Origin of the sequence: Amycolatopsis lexingtonensis (genome assembly GCF_014873755.1) — a bacterium.
Lineage (GTDB): Bacteria > Actinomycetota > Actinomycetes > Mycobacteriales > Pseudonocardiaceae > Amycolatopsis > Amycolatopsis lexingtonensis.
In genome coordinates this window covers 8,241,689-8,264,922 of record NZ_JADBEG010000001.1, presented here as the reverse complement: position 1 = coordinate 8,264,922, position 23,234 = coordinate 8,241,689, and the positions used below count along the sequence as shown (strand labels likewise).

The 23,234-nt window shown below is 70.6% G+C and carries 25 protein-coding genes; 17 read left to right on the top strand and 8 right to left on the bottom strand.

All coding sequences use genetic code 11. From position 1 onward, the window contains the following. Positions 1-95: 95 nt before the first annotated feature. Positions 96-527: a MarR family winged helix-turn-helix transcriptional regulator gene (locus H4696_RS38420; protein WP_086861485.1), complete on the bottom strand. Its 432-nt coding sequence runs from the start codon at positions 525-527 to the stop codon at positions 96-98. Between the two features lie 105 nt (positions 528-632). Here H4696_RS38420 and H4696_RS38415 point away from each other — a divergent pair, with 105 nt between their 5' ends. Next, positions 633-1,172: a hypothetical protein gene (locus H4696_RS38415; RefSeq protein ID WP_086861486.1), complete on the top strand. Its 540-nt coding sequence runs from the start codon at positions 633-635 to the stop codon at positions 1,170-1,172. Here H4696_RS38415 and H4696_RS38410 read toward each other — a convergent pair. Further along, a complete protein-coding gene (locus tag H4696_RS38410) occupies positions 1,162-2,634 on the bottom strand; it encodes an NCS2 family permease (RefSeq protein ID WP_086861487.1) in 1,473 nt (490 codons plus the stop codon). The two genes, H4696_RS38415 and H4696_RS38410, sit on opposite strands and share 11 nt — an antisense overlap. 82 nt (positions 2,635-2,716) lie before the next feature. On the opposite strand from H4696_RS38410, the gene H4696_RS38405 reads away from it, so the two are divergent. Next, positions 2,717-2,944: a DUF2530 domain-containing protein gene (locus H4696_RS38405; protein ID WP_086861488.1), complete on the top strand. Its 228-nt coding sequence runs from the start codon at positions 2,717-2,719 to the stop codon at positions 2,942-2,944. Between the two features lie 3 nt (positions 2,945-2,947). On the opposite strand, the gene H4696_RS38400 is transcribed toward H4696_RS38405, so the two are convergent. Both H4696_RS38400 and H4696_RS38395 read right to left on the bottom strand, forming a co-directional pair. Further along, positions 2,948-5,761: a sacsin N-terminal ATP-binding-like domain-containing protein gene (locus tag H4696_RS38400; protein ID WP_086861491.1), complete on the bottom strand. Its 2,814-nt coding sequence runs from the start codon at positions 5,759-5,761 to the stop codon at positions 2,948-2,950. Continuing rightward, complete coding sequence (locus H4696_RS38395; RefSeq protein ID WP_086861489.1) at positions 5,748-7,484, bottom strand: DUF3027 domain-containing protein; 1,737 nt, start codon at positions 7,482-7,484, stop codon at positions 5,748-5,750. Before H4696_RS38395 ends, H4696_RS38400 begins: the two co-directional genes overlap by 14 nt. A gap of 51 nt (positions 7,485-7,535) precedes the next feature. On the opposite strand from H4696_RS38395, the gene H4696_RS38390 reads away from it, so the two are divergent. Genes H4696_RS38390 through H4696_RS38380 form a run of 3 tightly spaced genes read left to right on the top strand, consistent with a single transcriptional unit; the run spans position 7,536 to position 10,777 of the window. After that, the gene (locus tag H4696_RS38390) at positions 7,536-8,315 is read left to right on the top strand and encodes a glutaminyl-peptide cyclotransferase (protein ID WP_086861490.1); all 780 of its coding nucleotides are present in this window, start codon (positions 7,536-7,538) and stop codon (positions 8,313-8,315) included. A gap of 38 nt (positions 8,316-8,353) precedes the next feature. Next, positions 8,354-10,291, top strand: coding sequence for an MFS transporter (locus tag H4696_RS38385; protein ID WP_192782769.1), 1,938 nt, complete (start codon positions 8,354-8,356; stop codon positions 10,289-10,291). Between the two features lie 9 nt (positions 10,292-10,300). Then, positions 10,301-10,777 (top strand): DUF2771 family protein, encoded by a 477-nt coding sequence (locus H4696_RS38380; protein ID WP_086861936.1) that lies wholly within the window; start codon positions 10,301-10,303, stop codon positions 10,775-10,777. On the opposite strand, the gene H4696_RS38375 is transcribed toward H4696_RS38380, so the two are convergent. Next, positions 10,774-11,160, bottom strand: coding sequence for a cold-shock protein (locus H4696_RS38375; protein WP_086861937.1), 387 nt, complete (start codon positions 11,158-11,160; stop codon positions 10,774-10,776). The genes H4696_RS38380 and H4696_RS38375 overlap by 4 nt on opposite strands. A 131-nt stretch (positions 11,161-11,291) precedes the next feature. Between H4696_RS38375 and H4696_RS38370 the strand changes: the two genes are divergently transcribed. Beyond that, positions 11,292-11,528 (top strand): hypothetical protein, encoded by a 237-nt coding sequence (locus H4696_RS38370; RefSeq protein WP_169735041.1) that lies wholly within the window; start codon positions 11,292-11,294, stop codon positions 11,526-11,528. Here H4696_RS38370 and H4696_RS38365 read toward each other — a convergent pair. Further along, positions 11,525-12,142, bottom strand: a complete 618-nt coding sequence (locus H4696_RS38365) for an HAD family hydrolase (protein WP_192782768.1) — start codon at positions 12,140-12,142, stop codon at positions 11,525-11,527. The two genes, H4696_RS38370 and H4696_RS38365, sit on opposite strands and share 4 nt — an antisense overlap. A gap of 95 nt (positions 12,143-12,237) precedes the next feature. Here H4696_RS38365 and H4696_RS38360 point away from each other — a divergent pair, with 95 nt between their 5' ends. Beyond that, positions 12,238-12,837 (top strand): TetR/AcrR family transcriptional regulator, encoded by a 600-nt coding sequence (locus H4696_RS38360; RefSeq protein WP_086864681.1) that lies wholly within the window; start codon positions 12,238-12,240, stop codon positions 12,835-12,837. Next, positions 12,834-13,802 carry a R2-like ligand-binding oxidase gene (locus H4696_RS38355; RefSeq protein ID WP_086864680.1) on the top strand — a complete coding sequence of 323 codons (969 nt, stop codon included), beginning with the start codon at positions 12,834-12,836 and terminating at the stop codon, positions 13,800-13,802. Before H4696_RS38360 ends, H4696_RS38355 begins: the two co-directional genes overlap by 4 nt. Before the next feature lie 61 nt (positions 13,803-13,863). On the opposite strand, the gene H4696_RS38350 is transcribed toward H4696_RS38355, so the two are convergent. Both H4696_RS38350 and H4696_RS38345 read right to left on the bottom strand, forming a co-directional pair. Beyond that, the gene (locus tag H4696_RS38350; protein ID WP_086864679.1) at positions 13,864-14,337 is read right to left on the bottom strand and encodes a hypothetical protein; all 474 of its coding nucleotides are present in this window, start codon (positions 14,335-14,337) and stop codon (positions 13,864-13,866) included. A 220-nt stretch (positions 14,338-14,557) separates the two neighbouring features. Then, positions 14,558-16,210, bottom strand: a complete 1,653-nt coding sequence (locus H4696_RS38345) for an AMP-binding protein (protein ID WP_086864678.1) — start codon at positions 16,208-16,210, stop codon at positions 14,558-14,560. Between the two features lie 133 nt (positions 16,211-16,343). On the opposite strand from H4696_RS38345, the gene H4696_RS38340 reads away from it, so the two are divergent. From H4696_RS38340 to H4696_RS38300, 9 genes are read left to right on the top strand one after another with little or no spacing between them, the layout of a single operon-like run. Then, positions 16,344-17,243 carry an SMP-30/gluconolactonase/LRE family protein gene (locus tag H4696_RS38340; protein ID WP_086864677.1) on the top strand — a complete coding sequence of 300 codons (900 nt, stop codon included), beginning with the start codon at positions 16,344-16,346 and terminating at the stop codon, positions 17,241-17,243. Positions 17,244-17,279: 36 nt separating this feature from the next. Next, on the top strand, positions 17,280-18,905 hold the full coding sequence (locus H4696_RS38335; RefSeq protein ID WP_192782767.1) for an AAA family ATPase: 1,626 nt from the start codon (positions 17,280-17,282) through the stop codon (positions 18,903-18,905). Then, entirely contained in the window at positions 18,902-19,111 is a 210-nt protein-coding gene (locus tag H4696_RS38330; RefSeq protein WP_086860826.1) for a DUF2997 domain-containing protein, read from the top strand. Before H4696_RS38335 ends, H4696_RS38330 begins: the two co-directional genes overlap by 4 nt. Further along, positions 19,099-19,674: a 4Fe-4S single cluster domain-containing protein gene (locus tag H4696_RS38325; protein ID WP_086860828.1), complete on the top strand. Its 576-nt coding sequence runs from the start codon at positions 19,099-19,101 to the stop codon at positions 19,672-19,674. Before H4696_RS38330 ends, H4696_RS38325 begins: the two co-directional genes overlap by 13 nt. Further along, entirely contained in the window at positions 19,671-20,114 is a 444-nt protein-coding gene (locus tag H4696_RS38320) for a hypothetical protein (protein ID WP_086860830.1), read from the top strand. The genes H4696_RS38325 and H4696_RS38320 overlap by 4 nt, the downstream gene beginning before the upstream one ends. Further along, positions 20,111-21,358, top strand: a complete 1,248-nt coding sequence (locus H4696_RS38315) for a ComEA family DNA-binding protein (protein ID WP_086860832.1) — start codon at positions 20,111-20,113, stop codon at positions 21,356-21,358. The genes H4696_RS38320 and H4696_RS38315 overlap by 4 nt, the downstream gene beginning before the upstream one ends. A gap of 34 nt (positions 21,359-21,392) precedes the next feature. Beyond that, positions 21,393-22,091: an ESX secretion-associated protein EspG gene (locus H4696_RS38310; protein WP_249027010.1), complete on the top strand. Its 699-nt coding sequence runs from the start codon at positions 21,393-21,395 to the stop codon at positions 22,089-22,091. Positions 22,092-22,135: 44 nt separating this feature from the next. Then, positions 22,136-22,660: a hypothetical protein gene (locus H4696_RS38305; RefSeq protein ID WP_249027011.1), complete on the top strand. Its 525-nt coding sequence runs from the start codon at positions 22,136-22,138 to the stop codon at positions 22,658-22,660. Positions 22,661-22,683: 23 nt separating this feature from the next. After that, the gene (locus H4696_RS38300; protein WP_158104320.1) at positions 22,684-23,229 is read left to right on the top strand and encodes a DUF3558 family protein; all 546 of its coding nucleotides are present in this window, start codon (positions 22,684-22,686) and stop codon (positions 23,227-23,229) included. Positions 23,230-23,234: the final 5 nt, after the last annotated feature.

Sequence of the window (23,234 nt, the reverse complement as noted above, 5' to 3'; positions counted from 1 at the left end):
GGATGGCGGCGAGGCGGACGCCGGTGGCGCCGAGTCCTGGGTAGCAGTGGTCTCGATCGAACGCTTCGTTTCGCTACCCGTGGCCGTCACCGTGGTTAGTTCCCCGCCATCCTGTCGATGATTTCGGCGGCTTTGGAGAGCACTTCGCGCTCTTCGTCGCCGAGTTCCGCCAATTGCCGGTCCAGCCAGGCCTCCCGCACGGAGATCGCCTTCTGCACGTAAGCCAGCCCGCTCTCGGACAACTCGACGATGGCTTGCCTGCCATCGGTCGGGTGCGGGCGCCGCTCGACGAACTTCAGCTCTTCGAGCGCGGCGATCACCCTCGTCATCGAGGGCGGCTGGACGCCTTCCTTCGCGGCGAGCTGACCCGGGGTCAGCGCACCGCACTTGTGCAGGGTGGACAGCGCGGCGACCTGCGTGAGCGTGAGGTCGTCCCCGACGCGCTGTGCCCGCAGCCGGCGGTTGAGCCGGACCACCGCGAGACGCAACCGGCTCGCCAAGGAGCGTTCGTGCGTGTCGCCGGACATATAGTTAGCATACCTTACGAAACTTCGGCCGCACGGGTGATCTCCGTCAAGCGGCAACCTGGAATACGCACCGCGCGTCCTCCCCAGGGAAAACCTGGGGGTCTGATGAACAAGAAACTGGTGGGCTCGGCCGTGGTCGGCGCGGCGGTGCTGGCGATCGCGGCGGCGTGGTTCTGGCCAAGGGAGGACGCCCCGGCGGCCGCGCCACCACCGCCGTCACCCGCGCCGTCGATCGTCCAAGGCACGCTGGAGGTCTACCGGCTCGCGGACGGTCCCGGTGCGGCGATCGAGATCCCGGTGCCGTCGGGCTGGGCCGTGAGCCGCGACAAGGAGCGCGCGAGCTACCGCCGCGGCGACCTCCTGCTCGAGACCGACCGGGTACCGATCACGCAGGAGGACGTGCTGAGCGGGCTCAAGGCGGTCGCCGGCCGGCAAGGCGGCACGGTCACCGAGCACGCCCCGATCGCCGCCCTCGACGCCGCGGAATGGGACTTCACCTACGACCGCGACGGCGTGCCGCGGCGGGTGGCCGTGGTCGGCCTCGGCGCCGGCGACGCCTTGGTGACGGTCCGGTTCGACGCCCCGGCCGCCGAATTCGAGCGCGACCGGAGCGTCCTCGACGAAGCCCTGAAGATCAGGACCTGAACGCGGCCTGGAGCGGCCCGACCGCGAAGTACGCCACGAAGGCCAGCGCGATCACCCACATCAGCGGGTGCACCTGGCGGGCCTTGCCGGTCGCCGCGCGGATCACGACGTAGCTGACGAAGCCGGCGCCGATGCCGTTCGCGATGGAGTACGTGAACGGCATGACGACGATGGTCAGGAACGCCGGCAGCGCGATCGAGTAGTCGGTGAAGTCGATGTCGCGCACCTGCGACATCAGCATCGCACCGACCACGACCAGGGCCGGCGCGGCCGCTTCGACCGGCACGACCTGGTACAGCGGGGTCAGGAACATCGCGGCGATGAACAGCACGCCGGTGACGATGTTGGCCAGGCCGGTCCGCGCGCCCTCCGCGATGCCGGACGCCGACTCGACGAACACCGTGTTCGAGCTGGCCGAGCCGAACCCGCCGGCCGCGCCCGCGAGGCCCTCGACGAACAGCGCCTTGCCGACGTTGGGCAGCTGGCCGTCCTTCGGCAGCAGGTCGGCCTCCTTCGCGAGGCCGGTCATGGTGCCCATGGCGTCGAAGAAGTCGGCGAGCACCAGCGTGAACACCAGCAGGCAGACGGTGATGATCGGCAGCCGCGTCCAGGCGCCGAAGGAGACGTCGCCGACCAGCGAGAGGTTCGGCAGGCCGACGACCTGGTCCGGCAGCGCCGGGTAGCCGAGGTTCCAGCCGAGCGGGTTCGTGCCCTTCGACGGCCCGGCCTTGACGATCGCCTCGACGACGATGGCCAGCACCGTCGACGCCAGCACGCCGATGAGGATCGCGCCCTTGACCTTCCGCACCACGAGGATGCCGGTGACCAGCAGGCCGACGACGAACACCGCGGTCGGCCAGGAGGCGATCGAGCCGTTGATGCCCAAGCCGACCGGGACGGTGGTGTGCGCGGCATCCGGCAGCCGGCGCACGAACCCGGCGTCGACCAGGCCGATCAGGCAGATGAACACGCCGATGCCGACGGCGATCGCGGACTTCAGCGCGGCCGGCACGGCCCGGAACACCGCGGTGCGGAAGCCGGTGAGCACGAGCAGGACGATGATCACGCCCTCGATGACCACCAGGCCCATCGCCTCGGGCCAGGTCATCTGCGGGGCGATGGTGACCGCGACCAGGCTGTTGATGCCGAGACCGGTCGCGATGGCGAAGGGGTAGTTCGCGATCAGTCCCATCAGGATCGTCATGACACCGGCGACGAGCGCCGTCACGGCGGCGACCTGGGAGACGGGCAGGATGCCGCCGAGGAGGTCCTTGTGCGCGCCCGCGTCGTCGCCCGAAAAGCTGCCGATGATCAGCGGGTTCAGCACCACGATGTAGGCCATCGTGACGAAGGTGACGAGGCCGCCGCGCACCTCGCGCGACACCGTCGAACCCCGCTCGGTGATCTTGAAGAACCGGTCCAGTGTGGACGTCCCCGCGCGGGTCGTCTCCTGCTCCGCCATTCGCCTGCCCATTCTGTCGCTGCTGCGGAGTACCCTGCACCTCGTGAGTGAACCGATCAATCCACCGGAGGTTACGGGCTCGTTGCGGCACACGCCGGAGCTGCCCAAGAAGCTGACCGACCTGACGCCGGTGGTGATCGTAGGCACCTCGATCTGGGCTGTCGCGCTGGTGGTGCTCTTCTTCACGACATCGGGGCTCTGGGTGCAGACCGCGCTGTCCGGCTTCGCGCTGGGTTTCGTCGGCATGGCGATCATCGGCTGGCAGCGCGCCGCCGCCCGCCGCGGCTCGAAGTCGGCCCAGCGGCTCTGAGCGTCAGGCGAGCAGGGTCCGCGGTGAGGGGTCGTCGAGCAACGCGGTGATCAGGTGCCGGTCGGGCCAGCGCCCGGCCGCCCAGGCGAACGCGCGGGCCAGGCCCTCGGACGTGTCGGCCGCGTGCAGCCGGCCGTCGGACCACCACTGGACTTCGTGCTCGGCGCCCTGGATCGACACGGTCAGCGGGTCGTGCACCAGGACGCCGCCGTCGGGCAGCCGGACGCCGAGCTGGTCGGCGACGAGCTTCAGCGCGGGTAGCTCGGCCCAGGGCGCGTACTCGCCCTCGCTGGCCACTTCGGCGGGCGCGGTGCTCGCGAGCGGCAGGTCGAGCAGGTCGGCGAGCCGCTCCGGGTCCTCGGGAGCGACCACGTACCGATCGGGCTCGAGCGCCCCGGCCACCCACGGCACGTCCAGCACGAGCGCGTCGTCCACCACGGTCCCGTCCGCGGCCCGTACTCCCCGCGGCGCGCGCGGCCCGAGCCCCGACTCGACGACGGCGTCGTAAGCGCGGGCCACCAGCCCGGCCGAAACCGCGCGATCCGGGTCGGCGAGCCGGTCGAGGAGGTCTTCCGCTTCCTCCACTGTGGACAGGCTGAGCTCCGCCCGCACCCCGGCGGCCGCGAGGAGCTGCTCGCCGAGACCGAGATCGGGCACCTCGTCGTAGAGCCCGGCCAGATCGGCGTCCGGCAAGCGCCATTCGTTCGGCGCGAGTCCCCCGAGCACGGCGTACTGCGCGATCCACCAGGCGGCGTGCCCCCGCGGCGCGCGCAGGGCGTGCCAGGTTTCGGGCCGCGCGGCGAGCAGGCGCAGCGCGGCGGGCCACGAGTCGTCGGCGACGAGATCGAGGTCCCGGATCGCGACGAGCGTCGACGGCGGCTCCGGCAGCGAGTCCCACCAGGTTTCTTCGTCGGGCAGGTCGTGGTCGGGTTCGTGCGGCTCGTCGTCGACGACCAGCGCGAACGAGTCGAGCACCCCGGCGGCTTTCAGCGTGCCGGCCGGCCAGTCCTCGGCGAAGTCCTCGTCGAGGACGTCGAGCGCGCCGTCCTCCTCGAAGACCTCTTCGTCGAAGACGTCGATCAGCGGCGACGACGGCAGCACGAGCTCGTCGGCCCGGCGCCAGGTATCGGTGGCGGGCAGCGCAAGAGCACCGACCCAGCGCGGCGCGTCGTCCCCGCAGTCGGCGACCAGCCGCAGCACGGCACCGGCGAGCGTCGTACCGTCCAATCCGGACCGCACGTCCTCGACACTGCGCTCGACGGCGTCCCGCAGCTGATCGGCGTTGAGCAGCTCCCGCGCGTCGGCGTGCTTGGCCCCCAGCCGTTCCAGCAGCGGGTGCGACGCGGCGGGGTGCACCAGCCGCAGTCCCGGGATGTCCACATCGGACAGCAGTTCGAGTAGCTCGGCCGACCCCTCGACCAGCAGGCACCCCCGAGCCCCCGGCAACGTCCGGCCATCCGACAGCGGAACCGGCAAACCGTCCAGTTTGGACGCGGCGACGGCGTGCGAGTCGACGGCGATCGCGAGCGCGGCGTAGACCTCGCGCCACCACCCGGGATCCCGGCTGACGCCGGTAAGCGTTTCCAGCACCTCTTCGATGCCGATCACTTGCCCCGAAACGGCTTTCAGCGCCTGCGCCGGAACGTCACCCTTGACCAACCCCGGCACGAGGTCGGCGAGCAGCCCCGGCAGTCCGGGAACATCGACGTCGAGAACCCTTGCCTGCCTGCCGGAAACCTCACTCTTGTCCTGAGTGGACACCCAAGTCTCGTTGCTAAGCACGGCAAGCACTTCATCACGCAGCTTGGCGTCCACAGTAGACTTCGGAAATCCCGGCGCCGGAACAAGCGCGAACCGATGTTCGACCGGCAGTGCCCGCACGAGCCCAACATACTCGGCGGCAGCCTTCTCCAGCGCCGCAGTCAGTTCGGGTCCAGGCAACACCCGACGGCGCGAAGGTTCGACGGGAACGGAAGCAAGCAGCCGAGCGGGCAACGACAGCGCGTCATCAGTCGGCGTGGGAGCGCGCAGAACGTCTTCCGTCAGCGGCTCCGGCACGCCATTTCGTCCGATCGGGACCGCCCAGACGACGTCACCACGATGGGTCAGCCACCGGTTTTCCCCTACCGGCCCACGAATTTCGACGACGTCGTCCTCGGAGGACCGAGTCCAAACGCGACCCCCGACCTCGAACTCGGCCAGCCAAGGCAGGGCGAGCAGCAGGTCGGCGACATCTCGCGCGAGTTCTTCAAGAAGAGCGTTGCCATCGACGTCATCCCGCAGCGGAAGCCGGACCTCGGTGTCGAACCCCTCCGGAACATCCCCGTCCACCGGCCACGGCAACCGAAGAACGGGAACCTCGCCCTCGATCCCGGCGGCTTCCCGGGTCCGATCGGCGGAGAAAGCGACCCCACCGGTACGGGAGACAACGCGAGGTTCATCGGAAACGGTCCGCACGGCGGCGAACCCGACCCCGAACTTCCCGACGGTCTCGCCGGTCTTCCCGGAAGCCCGAAGCGAGGCAAGCGAAGCAACACCCCGAGCATCGAGCGGCGCACCGGTGTTGGCGAACCGGAGTTCCCGGTCCACAAGGGACACCTTCACGCGCCCAGGCACACCGGCGGCCATGGCGGCATCGGCGGCGTTCTGGGCCAGCTCGACGAAGAGCCGATCCCGATAGGCCCCGACCCGCAGATCGCGCTCGACGTTGGTGTCTTCGATGAGCCGCGTCGGCGAGTCCCGCCAAGCACGCAGCGTCGCCTCACGAAGCCGACCGGAACCGAACGGATCGCCCCCGACGGGCTCAGCGCCCAGCATCGTCACGCTGGTCGGCCCCGTTCACGTCGCCCTGAGCGGGCTCCGGCTCCGCGGTGACCACCTCGTCGAGAAGAGCGGCTTCGGGCAGGTCGACCTCATCGACCGGCTCTGCCTCGGCGACACTCTCCGCCACCTGGGACTCGGGAGCCACGTCGGTCGGCTGCTCTTCCACCGAGACCGGCTCGGCAACGACCTCGGCCTGCGCTTCCCGCGGCTCTACAGCGGGCTCGGCAACCGCATCGGTGACCTCAGCCTGAGTCGGCTCGGCTTCCGCCGGCTCGGGAACATCAGATTCAACCGGCTCAGCGCTCTCCACAGCGAGCGGCTCCACAGCTGCCTCAGCCGAGGGCGACTCCGCTTCGACGGGCGCAGCAGTTTCGGCGACCGCATCCTCGCCCTCAGCCACGGCCGCATCGGTCACCTCGGCTTGCGTCGGCTCTGCCACCGTCGGCTCGGCCGCACTGACCTCCGGCTCCGCAACCGCACCAGTCGCCTCGGCCGCGTGGGTCACCTCAGCCTGAGTCGGCTCCGCCGACTCCATCTCGGCCGCACTGACCTCCGGCTCCACAACTGCACCAGTCGCCTCGGCCACATCGGTCACTTCAGCCTGAGTCGGCTCCGCAGCCACCGGCTCGGCCGCCGCCATCTCCGGCTCAACCTCCGCCGGTGACACATCCGCCTCGGCGACCGCCGTCTCCGGCTCCGCCGCCGCGGTCTCCACGTCGACTGCCGTCTCCGGCGCCGCTGCCGTCTCGACTGCCGCCACCGGCTCCGCGACCGCCGCCTCCGGCTCCACCGCGGCCGTCTCCGCCGCCACTGGCTCCGGCTCCGCGGCCGCAGTCTCCACGACCGCCGCCTCCGGCTCCGCGACCGCCGACGCCTCCGGCTCGGCCGCCGTCTCCGGCTGCGCCTCTGCCGCCACCGTCTCCGCGGCCGTCGGCTGCGCCTCGACCGACGCCTCCGACTCCGCCGGCGTGAAGTCCAGCAGCGAGTCGTCGTACACCAGCTCCGCCACCGGGACCGAGGACGTCACCTCTACCTCGACCTCCGAGTGCGCCCCACACCCGTACTCCACATCCACCACATGGCCGTCCGCCGGGGCGATGTCGTTGCTGCACACCCCGAAAACACCACTCAAGGAACCAGCCAGCTGCACGAAGAACCCGCACGTCCCGCACACGTCCGGCGCGCTGCGCGCCATATCCGACCGGGGGCCGAACTCGCCGCTGTGCCAGCGGGTGGCCGCTTCCGTGCGGCCGAAGCGGGACAGCACGTGGACGCGGCCCAGGCCTGCCTCGCGGGCGACCTCTTCCACCGCCGGGTCGTCCGACTGCAGGTACGCCGGGGCCAGGCGGGGGTCGTTCTCGTCCGTCGGGAAGATGTCGCCGACGCCCAGGTCGCCCGCGCGCACCCGGCGCTCCCACGGGACCCACGGCGGGGCGATCAGCGCGTCCGGGCCGGGGACCAGGACGACCTCGCTGACCGTCACCGGCTCTTCGTCGCCCGCCAGTGCGACCGTCACCGACCAGCGCCAGCCGCCGTAGCCGGGGACCTGGGCCTCGAACAGGTGACTTGCCGTGACCGCGTCCTCGCGAGTGACCCCCACGTGGGTGCCGAGCTGCTCCGCGGGCGCTTCCTCCAGCACCGCAGCTCGCGCGAACTCCACCGCGTCGGCGAGTTTGCGCTGCACGGAACCGTCGTCGAGGGTCAGCAGCAAAGTCATGCGGCCAATTGTGCCGCACGCATCCGCGGCGCCCGTGCCAGGCTGTTCAACGTGCGCACGCCGATCCTCACCACGCTGCTGCTGGCCGCCGCACTCGGTGGCTGTGCCGGTGCCCCCGAACAACGACCCGGCCCGGAACAGCTCACCGTCGAGGTGGTCTCGACCTTGGCGCACGACCCCGTCGCGTTCACCGAAGGGCTCGAGTTCGCCGGCGACACGCTGTACGAGAGCACCGGTCTCGCCGGCCAGTCGATGCTCACCGCCGGGCCGGCCGGCGGGCCACCCACCACGACGGCCACGCTGCCTTCGCCGCTGTTCGGCGAGGGCGTCACCGTGCTCGGGCCGACGCTCTGGCAGCTCACCTGGCAGGACGGCGTCGCCATCGAACGCGACTCCAAGACTCTCGCCGAGCTGCGCCGGGTGCCCTACCAGGGCGAAGGCTGGGGTCTGTGCCACCAAGCCGACGGGCGGCTCGTCATGAGCGACGGTTCCTCGCGGCTCACCTTCCGCGATCCGAAGACCTTCGCCGTGACCGGGAGCGTCGACGTCGGGCGCGACCAGCTCAACGAACTCGAGTGCGTCGGCGGCGACGTCTACGCAAACGTTTGGCACACCGACACGATCCTGCGGGTCGACGCCGCCACCGGGCACGTCACCGGCGCGATCGACGCAGGTCAGCTGCGTGCCAAGGTGAACCCGACGGACGCCGAAGCCGTGCTCAACGGCATCGCCGCCGTCCCGGGGACCGGCGATTTCCTGCTCACCGGGAAGCAGTGGCCGGTCACGTTCCGGGTGAGGTTCGTCCCGGTCTCGCCCGCAAAGCACGGATGAGCAGGCGGAACCGACCCCCGGTAAGGCAGGATTGACACGTGGCACTCTTCGGCTCCCGCTCCGACGGCTCCGGCTCGCGATCGCGCGGCCGCAAGTCGAAGCGACGCTGGACGCCGGAGCCGGGTGCGGCGGAAGCGCGCAACTGGCGCGAGGCCGCCCGCAACCCGCAGCCCACCCGCGTCGAGCGCCCGGGCCCGCCGCCGGCCGGCCCCGCGGAGCACACCCGCGTCGAGCACCGCAGCGCGCCGCCGCCCACCCGCGCCGAACGGCCCGCGCCCCCGCCGCCTCCGCGCGGCGCGTACTACGGCGCGCCGGACGCGAACGAGGCACCGACCGCCGCCGCGCCGATGGGGCACCGGCCGCCGCCGCCACGCGGGGCGCGGCCGTACCCGCCGCACGACCCGCACCGCACCGAGCCCGTCCGCCGTGAACCCGGCGGCTTCTACCAGGGCGACCGGCACCCCGGCAGCGGCGAGTACGAGCACTACGACACCGGTGGCTACGCCGGCGAGCCGCGGCCGCCGGAGGCCGAACCGCTGCCGCCGCGCGAAGAACCGCGGACGCCCGGCGGCACGCCGAAGCTGCCGAAGAAGATCACCGTCACGCGCGTGGCGGCGATGCGCAGCCGCCAGCTGACCGGCCAGGCCGTCGGCGCCTTCCAGCGCGCGACGAAGGCCGACGGCGCCGAGAAGTCCGGTCTCACCTCGCTGACCTACGCCGTGATGCTGAACTACGCCAGCGACGCGGCGATGGCGATCGCGCTGGCCAACACCCTCTTCTTCGCCGCGACCAGCGGCGAGAGCAAGGGCAAGGTGGCGCTCTACCTGCTCATCACGATCGCGCCGTTCGCGCTGGTCGCGCCGGTGATCGGCCCGGCGCTCGACAAGGTGCAGCGCGGCCGGCGGCTCGCGATGTGCGCGTCTTCGGTCGGCCAGGGCCTGATGGCCGTGGTGATGGCGCTGCACTTCGACGACTGGCTGCTCTACCCGGCCGCGCTCGGGATGATGGTGCTCTCGAAGTCGTTCACCGTGCTCAAGGCCGCGGTGACGCCCCGGGTGCTGCCGTCCGAGATCACGCTTTCGAAGACCAACGCCCGGCTGACGACGTTCGGCCTGGTCGCCGCGGGCGCGTTCGGCGCGCTGGCCAGCGGCATCAACGCGATCTCCGGCTCGGCGGGCGCGCTGTGGTTCACGGCGCTGATCTGCGTCGCGGCCGCCGTGCAGTCGATGCGGATCCCGGCCTGGGTGGAGGCGACCGAGGGCGAGGTCCCGACGTCGCTTTCGGCGCACCCGACCGAGAAGAAACGCCGCCAGCCGATGGGGCGCCACATCGTCGTCGCGCTGTGGGGCAACGGCTCGGTGCGCGTGCTCACCGGCTTCCTCATGATGTTCGCCGCGTTCGCGGTCAAGGCGCAGACCGAAGGCACCGGGCAGACGCCGTTCATGCAGCTGCTGCTGCTCGGCGTGATCGGCGCCGCGGCGGGGGCCGGCGGCTTCCTCGGCAACGCGCTGGGCTCGCGCCTGCACTTCGGCAGCCCGGACCAGGTGATCGTCGGCTGCGTGGCGGGCTGCGTGCTGGCCGCGCTGGTCGCGACGATCCTGCCCGGCCTGGCCACGGCCGCGATCGTCGGCCTGGTCGGCGCGACGGCCAGCGCGCTCGCGAAGATCAGCCTCGACGCCGTCATCCAGGAAGACCTGCCGGAGGAGTCGCGCGCGTCGGCGTTCGGCCGCTCCGAGACCGTGCTGCAGCTGGCCTGGTGCCTCGGCGGCGGCGCGGGCCTGCTGCTGCCGCCGACGTACTGGATCGGCTTCCTGGTCATCACGGTCGTGCTGGCGGTCGGCCTGACCCAGACGTACCTCGTGCGCCGCGGCGGCTCGCTCGTGCCGGGCCTCGGCGGCGACCGGCCGCTGCGCCCCGAGCCGACCGGCAGCTTCCCGGCCCAGGGCCTGCCCAGGGACCCGGCGCCCCGCCGGTAGGCTCCGGCCATGCGACGTTCCCGGGTGGTGGCCCTGCTTGCGGCCGGTGGGTTCGCGGTGGCCGGCTGCTCGGCACCCGGCCCGGCCGAGGTCACGTTCTACGCCGACGGCCACACGATCAACACCGCGCCGGTGCTCTCCTGCGACTACTCGCAGCAGCTCGCCCAGCCGTGCAGCGCCAAGGGCGACACGAAGACGCTGAAGGTCCGCCCGGGCAAGCCCGTGCAGATCTCCGTGCCCGGCGAGGTCGCGGACGCGCCCTGGCAGATCGTCTACGAGTACGTCACCCCGCAGGGCGAGTACAAGCAGAGCGACCCGATTCCCTTCACGTCGCTGGACCGCTACGCGTACACGGTCACGCCGCCGACGCCCGCCGACCGCATCTCGGCGGTCGACGTGCAGAAGTACACGGCCGTGCTGAACTCCAGCACCGGTGAGTCCGGGCTGCTGCCCAGCGACGTGTGGGGCCTGCGCCTGGAGGCTTAGGGGTCCAGGTCCCGCGCCACCGCGCGCATGATCTCGCCGATCTGCTTGGTGTGCTTGCGGTCCGGGTAGCGGTTGCGCCGCAGGTCCGGCTGCACCTTCAGCTCGAGGAGCTTGATCATGTCCTCGATCAGGCCGTGCAGTTCCTCGGCCGGGCGGCGACGGGCCTCGGCGACCGACGGCGGCGGGTCGAGCAACCGGACGGAGAGCGCTTGCGGACCGCGACGGCCGTCGGCGACGCCGAACTCCAGCCGCTGGCCGGCCTTGAGCCCCTCGACGCCCTGCGGCAGCGCGGCCTTGCGGATGTAGACGTCGGCGCCACCGTCCTGCGTGACGAACCCGAACCCCTTCTCCGCGTCGTACCACTTGACCTTGCCGGTCGGCACTTCCCTCACCAGTCCTTCTGTGTCCCGCTCACGACGAACGCGCCCGGGGGCGTACCCAGGGCGCGCTGGGTAAAGGGTATCTCGCCACATGCCCTGGGGAGAAGTCGATACCGGCGGATACCCTCTGCGTCATGAAGACCACGTCGAAGGAGGCCGCGGTGGCTACCCCCGGCAAACCGTTCCTGATGCGCCTCGGCATCGGCTTGTTCGGCATCGGCATGCTGGCCGTGCTCGCCGTGTTCATCATGTTCGCCGCCGGCTTGGAGAACCTGCCGATCTGGCTTTCCGTCGGCGCCGGTGTCGTCACCCCGCTCGGGCTGCTGCTGGGCCTGATCGCGCTGGTCCGCGAGGCACGCGCCAAGAACTAGGGCACCGCTGCGAACGTCTTCTCGAACCAGTCCGGGAACTCCGTCAGCGACTCGAACACCACCTCCGCTCCTTCGCTCAGCAGGAGCGTGCGATCGCACGGACCCGTCGTGACGCCGACCGCGATCGCGCCGGCGGCCAGCGCCCCCCGGATGTCGCCCGCGTGATCTCCGACATACACGCGGGCGTCGTGCGCCAGGAGCGCCTCGGCCTTCCGCGTGGACCACAGCTCGCCGACGACCTCGTCGACCTCCAGCCCGAGCGCGTCGACGTGCAGCTGCGCGTTGGGCCCGTACTTGCCGGTGACGACGAGCGTGCGGCCGCCGGCCCGGTGCACCGCGCGCAGTGACTCGACCGCGCCCGGCAGCGCGACCGTGCTCGGCACGACCATGTCGGGGTAGAGCGCGCGGAACCGGTCGACGAGCCCGGGGATGCGCTCCTCCGGGGCTTCGAAGCCGCGCAGGATGTCGTCGAGGGGCGGGCCGAGGTTGGCCGCGAACGCGTCACCGTCCAGCGGCAGGCCGGATTCGGCGCCGAGCGCGTTCATCGCCGCGGCCATGCCCGGCCGCGCGTCGATCAGTGTCATGTCGAGGTCGAACCCCACCGTGATGCCCACGGTCCACACGGTACTGGCGACCACCGACAGTTTTACACGTCAGCTGATCATGTACAGCGTCTTGACAGCGGGGTTATCTGTGTCAAGGTGAGGGTGTGACCAGCTTCACTGACCGGACGAAGGCGTCCCTGCGGGAAGCACTGTTGGACGCCGCCGCCGAGATGCTGCCGGACCGCGGTCACGCGGGCCTGCGGATGGCCGACGTGGCGGCGCGCGCCGGCGTGAGCAGGCAGACCGTCTACAACGAGTTCGGCAACAAGGCGGCGCTGACCCAGGCGGTGGCGCTGCGCACCGCGGCGGAGTTCCTCGACGGGATCCGGCAGCGGTTCGAAACGGCGGACGGGCTGCTCACGGGCATCCACCACGCCGTCGTCTACACGATCGAGCACGCGCGGGAGAACCGCCTGGTCGCGGCGGCGCTCGGCACCGAAGCGGGCGAGGACCTGCTGCCGCTGCTCACGAGCCGGGGCGAGCCGATCCTGACCGCGGCCGCGGACCTCGCCGCCGAGCAGTACCGGGAATTCGAACCAGGCCTGTCGGCCGAAGCCGCGGCCCTGCTCGCGGAGACCGTCGTGCGGCTTTCGCTGTCGCACCTGGTGCTCCCGACGCACTCCGCGACGGAGGCGGCCGACGCCGTCACCGCCGTGCTGGCCCCCGCCATCCGCCAATTCGTCCACAATGGAGTGACACGATGACCGACACGCTGCCCGAGCTGCGGACCGGCTTTTCCTCGCTGCGCAAGGGCGGGCTCAACTGGGACTCCTTCCCGCTGCGGCTGTTCGTCAAGGGCAACAAGAAGTTCTGGAACCCCGCCGACATCGACTTCAGCCGCGAACGCGAAGGCTGGGACACGCTCAACCCGGAGCAGCAGCGAAGCACGACGTACCTGGTCGCGCAGTTCATCGCCGGCGAAGAAGCCGTCACCGAGGACATCCAGCCGTTCATGCGCGCGATGTCGGCGACCGGCCGGTTCGGCGACGAGATGTACCTGACGCAGTTCTGCTTCGAGGAGGCCAAGCACACGGAAGTGTTCCGGCGGTGGATGGACGCCGTCGGGCTGACGGCCGACCTCCACCCCTACGTCGCCGAGAACCCGCACTACCGCAAGCTGTTCTACGAGGAACTCCCGCAGTCGCTGCGCGCGCTGGAGGACGATCCCAGCCCGCTCAACCAGATCCGCGCGAGCGTGACGTACAACCACGTGATCGAAGGCAGCCTCGCGCTGACCGGCTACTACTCGTGGCAGCTGATCTGCACCCAGCACGACATCCTGCCGGGCATGCAGGAACTCGTCCGCCGCATCGGCGACGACGAGCGCCGCCACATGGCGTGGGGCACGTTCACGTGCCGCCGTCACGTCGCGGCGGACGACTCGCTGTGGGACGCGGTGCAACAGCGGATGGGCGAGCTGCTTCCCCACGCGCTCAACATGATCCAGTGGGTGCAGGACCAGTTCGAGGAACTGCCGTTCGACAACGACCCGCAGGAGATCATCCAGTACGCGGCGGACCGGGCCCAGCGCCGGCTGGGCGCGATCGAGTCGGCGCGCGGGATGCCGGTGGAGCAGATCGACCTGGACTACTCGCCGGAGCACCTGGAGGAAACGTTCGGCGAGGAAGACGCCAAGGCGATCGCCGAGGCGGCCGCCGCGGTCGGGTGACGCGCGTGTGTGAAGGCCACCTTGTGGTTCCACAAGGTGGCCTTCACGAATTTTCCGCGGATCAGAGGCCGATCGCGTCCAGGGTGCCGCTCAGAACGCCCGCGCTGCCCCGGTCGTGGTCGCCGGTGTTCGCGTGGGTGTCGCTCGAGCCGGCGCCGTCCTGGCCCGCCCAGCCGGTGTGCTGCCGGTACTGCGAACCGCCGTCACGGTCGGTCCGAGCCGAGGTGTCCTGCGTGGCCACGCCGTCCTTGGACGCGGTGCCCGCGTTCTCGCGGTACTGGCTGCCGCCGTGCCGGTCGGCCGACGCGGCCTTGTCGCTGGTCGCGACGCCGTCCGGGCCCGCGGCCGTGGAGTTCTCGTGGAAGGTGCTCCCCCCGCGGTGGGTGCCGGACTGCACCGAGTGCGTCGCTGCGCCGTCCGGACCGGCCTGGACCTGGGTGCTGCCGAAGCTGTCGGCCGAAGCGATTCCGGCGGCGCCGAGCGTCAGCGGCAGCGCCAGGGCCCCGGCGGCCATGGTGCGGCGGATCGTACGCATGAAAACATCCCCTTTTGGTTGACTGCATAGGGTTTTCGGACCGGGACGCCGTGGCGTCCCAACGGCGGGTTGCCCGACGTCCCGGCCCTTCATGCGTACGAACCTTGTGTCCCACCCCACCGCTCGTGGGTTCAGCAGCTCACCAATCCCAGCTGAGGATCATCACTTGCCCTCCCTTCGCACAGTCGCGAAGGGCCAACGCGCGGACGTCCCGAGTGGTTTAGGCGTGCTTGGTCGCCGCAGCATTCTCCAAACCGAGGAGGGTGATCGACTTCTCCCGCATCTCGACCTTGCGGACTTTTCCCGTCACCGTCATCGGGAACTCCTTGACCAGCTGGACGTAGCGGGGAATCTTGTAGCGGGCCAGTTTGCCTTCACAGAACTCGCGGACCTTCTCCGCGGTCAACGGCTCTGCGCCTTCGCGCATCTGGATCCAGGCCATCAGCTCCTCGCCGTACTTCTCGTCCGGGACCCCGATCACCTGGGCGTCGAGGATGTCCGGGTGGGTGTAGAGGAACTCCTCGATCTCCCGCGGATACAGGTTCTCCCCACCCCGGATGACCATGTCCTTGATCCGGCCGGTGATGTTGAGGTACCCGTCACCGTCCATCACCGCCAAGTCGCCGGTGTGCATCCAGCGTGCCGCGTCGATCGCCTCGGCGGTTTTGTCCGGCTGCTCCCAATACCCGAGCATCACCGAATAGCCACGCGTGCACAGCTCACCCGGCTCGCCGCGCGGCACCGTCAACCCCGTCTCCGGGTCCACGACCTTGACCTCCAGGTGCGGCCCCACCCGCCCCACCGTGGACACGCGGCGTTCGATCGAGTCGTCGGCGCGGGTCTGCGTCGACACCGGCGACGTCTCGGTCATGCCGTAGCAGATCGACACCTCGCCCATGCCCATCCGGTCGATGACCTGCTTCATCACCTCCACCGGACACGGCGACCCCGCCATGATCCCCGTCCGCAGCGACGACAAATCGAAGCTGGCGAAGTCCGGGTGGTTCAGCTCGGCGATGAACATCGTCGGCACCCCATACAGCGAGGTGCACCGCTCCGCCGCCACCGCTTCCAAGGTCGCTTTCGGGTCGAATGCGGGTGCGGGGATGACCATGCAGGCGCCGTGGCTGGTGCAGGCCAGGTTGCCCATCACCATCCCGAAGCAGTGGTAGAACGGCACCGGGATGCAGACCCGGTCCGCTTCGGTGTAGTTGCACAGCTCCCCGACGAAGAAACCGTTGTTGAGGATGTTGTGGTGGCTGAGCGTGGCACCCTTGGGGAAGCCCGTGGTGCCGGAGGTGTACTGGATGTTGATCGGGTCATCCGCCGACAACCCCGCCTGCAGATGCTTCAGCTGACCCGGGTCCCCACCGGCGGTCATCAACGCCTGCCAGGTGTCGCTGCCCAGGATCACGACGTGCTCCAGCGCGGCGCACTTCTCCCGCACCTCCTCGACCATCGCGGGGTAGTCGGAGGTTTTGAACTTGTCCGAGGCGACCAGCAGCCGGATCCCGGCCTGGTTGAGGACGTACTCCAGCTCGTGCGAGCGGTAGGCGGGGTTGATGTTGACCAGGATCGCGCCGATCTTCGCCGTCGCGTACTGCAGGAACGTCCACTCCGCCCGGTTCGGCGACCAGATCCCCACCCGGTCGCCCTTGCCGATGCCCTGCGCGACCAGCCCCAACGCCAGCGCGTCGACCTCGGCGGCCAGTTCGCGGTAGGTCCACCGGCGCCCGGCCGTCCGGTCGACCAGAGCGTCGCGGTCCCCGAAGGCGGCCACCGTCCGGTCGAAGTTGTCCCCGATGGTGTCTCCCAGCAGCGGGACCTCGGACGTTCCCGAGGCGTAGCTCGGCAGTGCGGGCGCGTCAGGCATGGTGCCTCCTGAAGTCGGCGGTGACTGGCGCCGAGTCTAAGAACCGCCGTACCCGGTAGCCAGTCGCCGGGAAATACCGTTACGGCGGCCCCGATCGGTGGCAGGATTTCGCTCGGAAGAGGGAGGGAACCCGATGCGAAGAATCCTGGCTTTGGCCGCGGCGATCCTGGTGCTCGCGCCCGCCGCACCGGCGTCGGCCGCGACCAGCGTGATCGTGCTGCCCGGTGCCACGTCCGCCGAAGGGATCACCCCGGCCGGCGGCGGCACCTACTACACCGGCGACCTCATCGCCGGCACGATCTTCCGCGAGGACGTCAAGCGCGGCACCGCCGAGCGCTTCATCGAGGCGCCACCCGGGGCGATGGCGGCCGGGGTGGACCTGGACCGGCGGCACGACCTGCTGTTCGTCGCCGGAGGGAAGGGCGGCAAGGCCTACGTCTACAACGTGCGCACCAAGGCGAAGGTCGCGGACTTCACCTTCGGCGACCCGCAGACGTCCTACGTCAACGACGTGGCCGTGACCCCGTACGGCGCCTGGTTCACCGACTCCTACCACCCGCAGCTGTTCTTCGTGCCGAACGTGTCCGGCGTGCTCGGCACGCCGCGCACCCTCCAGCTGAGCGGACCAGGGGCGGGCGGCTCCCCCGACACCTTCTTCATGAACGACATCATCGCCACGCCGTCCGGCGACACCCTGCTCGTGGCCGCCACGACGCCCGGCAAGGTGTACCGGATCGACCCGGTCACCGGGGTCAGCGCGGAGATCGCGGGGGTGAACGCGCCGAGCGTCGCCAGTCTCGTGCTGGAAGGCCGCCGGCTCTGGGCGGTGCAGCTCGACGACACGATCAGCCGGTGGTGCCTCGACGGCGACCTGAGCCACGGCACCGCGGCCGGGACGATCACCGATCCGCGGTTCGACCAGCCGGTTTCGGCGGCGAAGATCGGCGACCGGCTCGCCGTCGTCAACTCCCACATCTTCAGCGGTTACCCGCCCACCAGCCCGACCTACGAGGTCCTTCTCGTCGGCGCGTGACTGGTAGGGTCCGGACGGACTTCGAGGGGGCGATCGATGGCCGGCCAGGGGTTTCGCGACGAGCTGACCCAGTTGCTGCAGGCGCGCTACCCGCTGCTGGTCGTCGAGACGCACGAAGAGCAGCGGGTGCTGCGGGAGATCCGCGCGGTCGCGGAGGACCAGCAGCGCCTTCGCACGCCGCGGCGGGTGTACGTCTGGTCGTCGACCACCGGGCTCGCGCCCGCGGGCGGCCCGCCGATCAGCGACACCCGTACCGCGGCCGCCGCGCTCGAGCGGATCTACGGCTGGGGCGAGCCCGCCGTCTTCGTCTTCGCCGACCTGCACCCGTCGCTGGTGTCCGAAGGCGGGCACCGGCCCGATCCCGACGTCGTCCGGCGGCTGCGTGAGCTCGCCGCCGCGTTCAAGACGCGTCCGGTGCCGCTGAGCCTGATCCTCGTGTCGCCGTCCCTGCCGGTGCCGCCGGAGCTGGAGCACGACGCGACCGTCGTCGACTTCCCGCTGCCCGACCAGCGCCAGATCGGCGAGCTGCTCGACAGCATGGTCGCCGCGCACCGGCAGAACGTCCGGATCAGCATCGACCGCGACGACCGGGACATGATCGTCGCCGCGGCGCGCGGGCTGACGCTGCCGGAAGCCGAGAACGCGTTCGCCAGGGCCCTGGTCGAAGGCGGCGGGCTCGACCCCAGCGACCTCGAGCTGATCCTCGCCGAGAAGCGCCAGGCCGTCCGCCGGTCCGGGATGCTCGACATCGTCCCCGCGGAGACGAGCTTCGACGCCGTCGGCGGGCTGGACCGGCTCAAGCGCTGGCTGACCAAGCGCACCGGCACCTGGACGCCCGCCGCGTCGGCGTACAACCTCGCGGCGCCGAAGGGGCTGCTGCTCACCGGCGTCCCCGGCTGCGGCAAGAGCCTGTCCGCGGTCTGCGTCGCGAACATGTGGCGGCTGCCGCTGCTGCGGCTGGACCTCGGGCGCGTCTTCGCCGGGCTGGTCGGCTCGAGCGAGAAGAACATCCGCACGGTCATCCGCACCGCGGAAGGCATCGCGCCCTGCGTGCTGTGGGTCGACGAGATCGAAAAGGGCCTCGCGGGCGCCGGCGGCGGGGGCGACGGCGGCACCGCGCGGCGCGTGTTCGGCACGTTCCTGTCCTGGATGCAGGAGAAGTCGGCGCCGGTGTTCGTGATGGCGACCGCGAACCAGGTCGGCTCGCTGCCGCCGGAGTTCCTGCGCAAGGGCCGGTTCGACGAGATCTTCTTCGTCGACCTGCCCTCGGCGCCCGAGCGCGCCGCGATCTGGCGGATCCACCTGGCCAAGCGCGTCACCGACCCGTTCGTGGCCAGTGAGCTGCGGATGGACGACGCGCTGTTCGCCGAACTCGCCGACGTCAGCGCGGGCTACAGCGGCGCCGAGATCGAGCAGGCCGTGCTGTCCGGGCTGGTCGACGCGTTCGCCGAGAAGCGGCCGCTGCGCCGTGACGACCTCGTGCGCGCGGTCGAGTCGACCGTGCCGCTGTCGGTCACCCAGGCCGACGAGATCCTGGCCATCCGGAACTGGGCGGAGACCCGGGCCGTCGCAGCGACGGACACCTCCACCGAGGCCGGCACCGCCGCTCCCGTCGCGGCGCCGCCGCCGGAGTCCCCGAGGGGAAGGACGATCGACGTATGACGCATCGCGTGACCGTCACCATCGCCAAGGACGGCTCGATCAGCGCCGAAACGCACGGCGTGACCGGGTCCAAGTGCCTCGACTACATCCCGCTGCTCGAGGACCTGCTCGGCGCGGAAACGGTGTCGTCGGAGTTCACCGAGGACTACCGCCGGACGTCCGCCGAGGCCGAGAACACGGCGTCGCAGCAGCAATGGAACTCCTGAACCTCCACCGGATCGTCGACGTCACCGCGGCCGAAGGTCCCGGTGTGCGGTGCGCGGTGTGGACGCAGGGGTGCTCGGTGCGCTGCCCCGGCTGCTTCAACCCGCAGACGTGGACCACGCGCGGCGGGACGCTGACGCCGTGGCCGGACCTGGTTTCGCACGTCCTCGCGATTCCCGGGATCGAGGGCGTCACGCTGCTCGGCGGCGAGCCGTTCGACCAGCCCGAACCGCTGGGTCACTTCGCTTCCGCCGTGCGCGAAGCGGGGCTTTCGGTGATGACGTTCACCGGGCACGTCCTCGAGGACCTGCCGCCGTCGAAGCTGCTCGACTCGACGGATCTGCTGGTGGACGGGCCTTTCCTGGCGGACCGGCCGGAGACCGAGCGGCCGTGGGTGGGGTCGGTGAACCAGCGGTTCCACTTCCTGACCGACCGCTACGACGAGTCGATCTTCACCACGCCGAACCGCTTGGAACTGACGATCGGGGTGGACGGCGGGATCGAAGTGAACGGGTTCGCCACCACCGAAGTACTGGAAGCGCTGCTCGAAGGGGATCACCGATGAGTGTCACGCTGAAGCTGCGCAGCGAAGCACTGGCCCAGCTCAACGCCGCGACGATCGCCGCGCACGCGCAGGCGCAGCCCGGCGTCGTCACCGTGCGGACCCGGATGCGGCACCGCGACCTGCTCGCCCGCGCGCTCACCGGGCTGCGGGCGCAGGTCACCGACGACGGCAACTCCGTCGTCGCAGCTTGGGAGGGGCGCCGGATCACGTTCGTCTACGGTCCCGAAGGCGTCCAGCTGGCGCACGTCGACGGCCCGGGCCTCGCCGAGGCCGAAGCGCAGCGGCTGGTGCTGTCGGTCGACGAGGCGTACGCCGCCCAGGTGCAGCAGTCGGTGCTCGCGCGACTGAAGGCGCGCGCGGCTTCGAACGGGATGGTCGTGGAGTCGGAGCGGGTGAACGCCGACCAGTCGATCAGCGTCACGCTGGCCGCCACGTCGTGACCGAGGTCAGGGTCGGGCTGATCGAGTTCGGCAAGGCGCTCAACGACTCCGTCACCCTCCCCGGCCTCGGCGAGCTCCCGGGCGGCCAGGTCAGCGCGGGCCGGGCGGTCCGCGGTGCCCGCGCGCGGCTGCTGCGGGGTGACCGGGTCCTCGCGGACAACCTGCGCCTCGGGATCATGGTGCGGAAGAAGTTCTTCTCCAGCGACGTCGAAGCGGTCACGGACGCCGGGTTCCTCAAGGACGTCTTCGTCGCGGTCGGGCGGCGCGATCTGGTGAAGGGCGACTCGCTGGAGCTGTACACCGACGACGCCGTCGGCCCGGACACCAGCCGCCAGGAGGGCCTCGCTTCGGTGCTCGCGCCGGGTTTCGACCAGCTGACGGGGTTCCACGCGTCGGTGGTCGTCCGTGACGGGGTCCTGCGTTCCGGGGCACTGGTGGCGTTGACGCGCGGCGGACGTCCGGCCGGCGAGCCGATGCGGGTGCTCGGGCTGTTCGGTCCCGGCCCGGTGGAAGAACTGCCTGCCGGGCGGCCGGGCACGGTGTTGCTGGGCTTCCAGTGCGACGTGCCGCCCATGGCCGGCGACGCGCTGGTGGCGTTCCAGGAGCCCGCGCACGACTCCCTGGAGTGGCGCGAAGGGGCCGTGGTGGTGCACGGCGTCACCGACCTGGGCAACGGCTCCGTCGTGGCGGCGGTCGAGGTGCCGGAGGGGCGCGGCGCGGCGTTCACGGCCGGGTCTTCGGCGCGGGTGCTGCGGCCGATCGGGACGACGTTCAACGAGCGCAGCACGGTCGTTTCCGCGGACCTGCGGATCCTGTCGCTGGCACGGGACGGGGTGGCGGTGCGGAACAGCGCGGGGACGCGGGTGTTCACGGTCGCGCTGGCGACGCGGGACCTGCGGGAGAACGACATCGTCGAGGCGTACGTCCCGGCCGCGATGCCCGCGTTGGCGCCGCCGCCCACGGTGGCTCCCGCGGTGGCTCCGACGTCGGCTCCCGCGGTGGCTTCCACGCTGGTGGATGTGAACGTGGCTTCGGGCCCGGAACTGGCGACGTTGCCGGGGCTGTCGCCGTCGCGCGTGACGACGGCCTTGGAGCTGCGCCGTCGCCAGGGCGGCTTCCCGGACGTGGAGGCGTTCGGCGTCGCGATCGGCCTGCAGCCGCACGAGATCGTCCGCCTGCGCGGACGGGCGACGGCCAGTCGGGTGGCGTTGCGCGAGACGGGCGTGCGCCAGCTCGACATCTGAAGCGGCGGGTGGCGATTCCGCTACGCTCGGGGACGTGCCGGAGGAATTCTCACTGGGCCTGACGGAGGTCGACACCGCGGTCCGGCGCACCGGTCTCCCGGCGAACTGGCACCCGTTCGAAATCCGCAGCGCGGGCCGCACCCTGGCCGAACACGACCGCATCGCGGCGGCGGCCTGGGAGTCGATGCGGGCGCGCGGGCTGGCCGGTCCGGACAAGCTGGACATCGAGGTCGAGCAGACGCTGAGGGCGTGGACCCAGCCGGACGTGCTGATCATCGTCCGCGCGGCGGAGGACACCCGCCAGGTCTTCTACCGCGCGGCGATCGGCCACGGGCTGGGGGTGTTTTCGGAGCTGTCGGGCTCGGGCGAGGAGGTCCTGTTCGCCCAGAGCCGCCCGGACCGCCTGGTCGACCTGCTGGTCGGCATGCTGCCGGCGTACCCCCCGGTGCCGCTGCCGGAGCTGGCGTTCATCGCCCCCGGTTCAGCGCGTGAAGCGGAGCTGGCGGCGGAGTTTTCGGCCTGGCCCCTGCACCGCTACGGCACGGTGGAGCTGTCGGTCCGGTCCGCGGGAGCGCTGAAGCCGGTGGGAACGACGACGTTCATCGACAACGACGGCGGCCGGTTCCTGATGTTCAGCGAGTCGCTGCCAGGCGACGAGACGCGAGTGACGTTCACCCCTTCGGATGGTTCTCACCTGCGCGCTTGGCTCCACGAGCGTGGCAGGAACCACTGACGCGGCCGGTTCGTCACTAGTACAGTGCGAAGGGACCACGCAGGGTGGTGCCGGACGACGGGGAGGGCGTCATGGGCGGTTCGCAATTCGGCGCACCGGGCTCGTTCACACCCCCACCCGCGGCTGGGGACGCGGGGGCGAACTTCCTGTCGGGGCTGCTCGATGGACCGACGGATTCCGACGCCGCCAAGCAGGTCAGCACCGGCGGCAGCCATCTGAAGTCGCTCGCGGAGAGCGGTCAGTTCGCGGTCAACGAGGAAGGTTTCCAGGCGTACATCAAAGCTTGCGACTTCTTCATCGACGGCTACGACAAGATGCTCCGGGACGTGCATGTTCTCGCTGGAGCCGCCCGCATGGGCGGCAGCACTTACGCTAAGACCGTAGCCGAGTTCAACGCGATTGCGGCCGACGGCGATCCGCAGGCGTTGATTCCCAACCTCCTCCTTATGAAACGCGGCGTCGAAGACGCGCGTGAGGCGATGGTGATCGCACGAAAGAACTATCGCGAAACCGAAGATGCCCACGCGGTGGCGTTCGCCGACCTGAACAAGAATCTGCAGGAAAAGTGACTTCTCACCGCATCACCGCGATCTTGACCGTCGCCGTCTGTGCGGCGCTGGCCCTGGCCGCGTGTACCAGTCAGGTCGGCGGCCAGGCAAACCCGAGTTCAACCGCCGCCGGTACCGATCCGTCCAGCGCGGCTACATCCGCAGGTGACCCGGACGATCCGTTCGCCTCCATGAAACCGTGCTCGCTCCTGGACCAAGCGCTTGCTGGCCAAGGTTTTCCGGCTGCGGTCCCGACTGTCGCCGACGCGAAGGAAAGTTGCGCCGCAACCAAGCCGCGGGCAGGCGACGTGAGCCCGATCGACCTGGCGCTTTCGCTTCAACCTGGCCGAGGTTACAAGAACAACGTGAGCAACCCCAGCCAAGCGAGCGAAGGCACGGTCCACGAACGCGCGGCGGTTGAAGTACGCGAGCCCCAGCAATCGCCCGGGCAGTGCGGTATCTGGCTGGACGTAAAACCGCAGTCCCGAGCCCTGGTACTGGTGACTTCGGGGTCGGACACGGCCAACGCCTGCAAGCTCGTCGAAGGATTCGCGGAGAAGATCGAGCCGCTGCTGCCGAAGACCAACTGATACGG

Bases quoted from the DNA above. Each gene is read 5' to 3' on its own strand.
- H4696_RS38420 (WP_086861485.1), bottom strand. From the start codon at position 527: ATGTCCGGCGACACGCACGAACGCTCCTTGGCGAGCCGGTTGCGTCTC.
- H4696_RS38415 (WP_086861486.1), top strand. From the start codon at position 633: ATGAACAAGAAACTGGTGGGCTCGGCCGTGGTCGGCGCGGCGGTGCTG.
- H4696_RS38410 (WP_086861487.1), bottom strand. From the start codon at position 2,634: ATGGCGGAGCAGGAGACGACCCGCGCGGGGACGTCCACACTGGACCGG.
- H4696_RS38400 (WP_086861491.1), bottom strand. From the start codon at position 5,761: ATGCTGGGCGCTGAGCCCGTCGGGGGCGATCCGTTCGGTTCCGGTCGG.
- H4696_RS38395 (WP_086861489.1), bottom strand. From the start codon at position 7,484: ATGACTTTGCTGCTGACCCTCGACGACGGTTCCGTGCAGCGCAAACTC.
- H4696_RS38380 (WP_086861936.1), top strand. From the start codon at position 10,301: ATGCGACGTTCCCGGGTGGTGGCCCTGCTTGCGGCCGGTGGGTTCGCG.
- H4696_RS38370 (WP_169735041.1), top strand. From the start codon at position 11,292: ATGAAGACCACGTCGAAGGAGGCCGCGGTGGCTACCCCCGGCAAACCG.
- H4696_RS38355 (WP_086864680.1), top strand. From the start codon at position 12,834: ATGACCGACACGCTGCCCGAGCTGCGGACCGGCTTTTCCTCGCTGCGC.
- H4696_RS38350 (WP_086864679.1), bottom strand. From the start codon at position 14,337: ATGCGTACGATCCGCCGCACCATGGCCGCCGGGGCCCTGGCGCTGCCG.
- H4696_RS38345 (WP_086864678.1), bottom strand. From the start codon at position 16,210: ATGCCTGACGCGCCCGCACTGCCGAGCTACGCCTCGGGAACGTCCGAG.
- H4696_RS38340 (WP_086864677.1), top strand. From the start codon at position 16,344: ATGCGAAGAATCCTGGCTTTGGCCGCGGCGATCCTGGTGCTCGCGCCC.
- H4696_RS38335 (WP_192782767.1), top strand. From the start codon at position 17,280: ATGGCCGGCCAGGGGTTTCGCGACGAGCTGACCCAGTTGCTGCAGGCG.
- H4696_RS38330 (WP_086860826.1), top strand. From the start codon at position 18,902: ATGACGCATCGCGTGACCGTCACCATCGCCAAGGACGGCTCGATCAGC.
- H4696_RS38325 (WP_086860828.1), top strand. From the start codon at position 19,099: ATGGAACTCCTGAACCTCCACCGGATCGTCGACGTCACCGCGGCCGAA.
- H4696_RS38320 (WP_086860830.1), top strand. From the start codon at position 19,671: ATGAGTGTCACGCTGAAGCTGCGCAGCGAAGCACTGGCCCAGCTCAAC.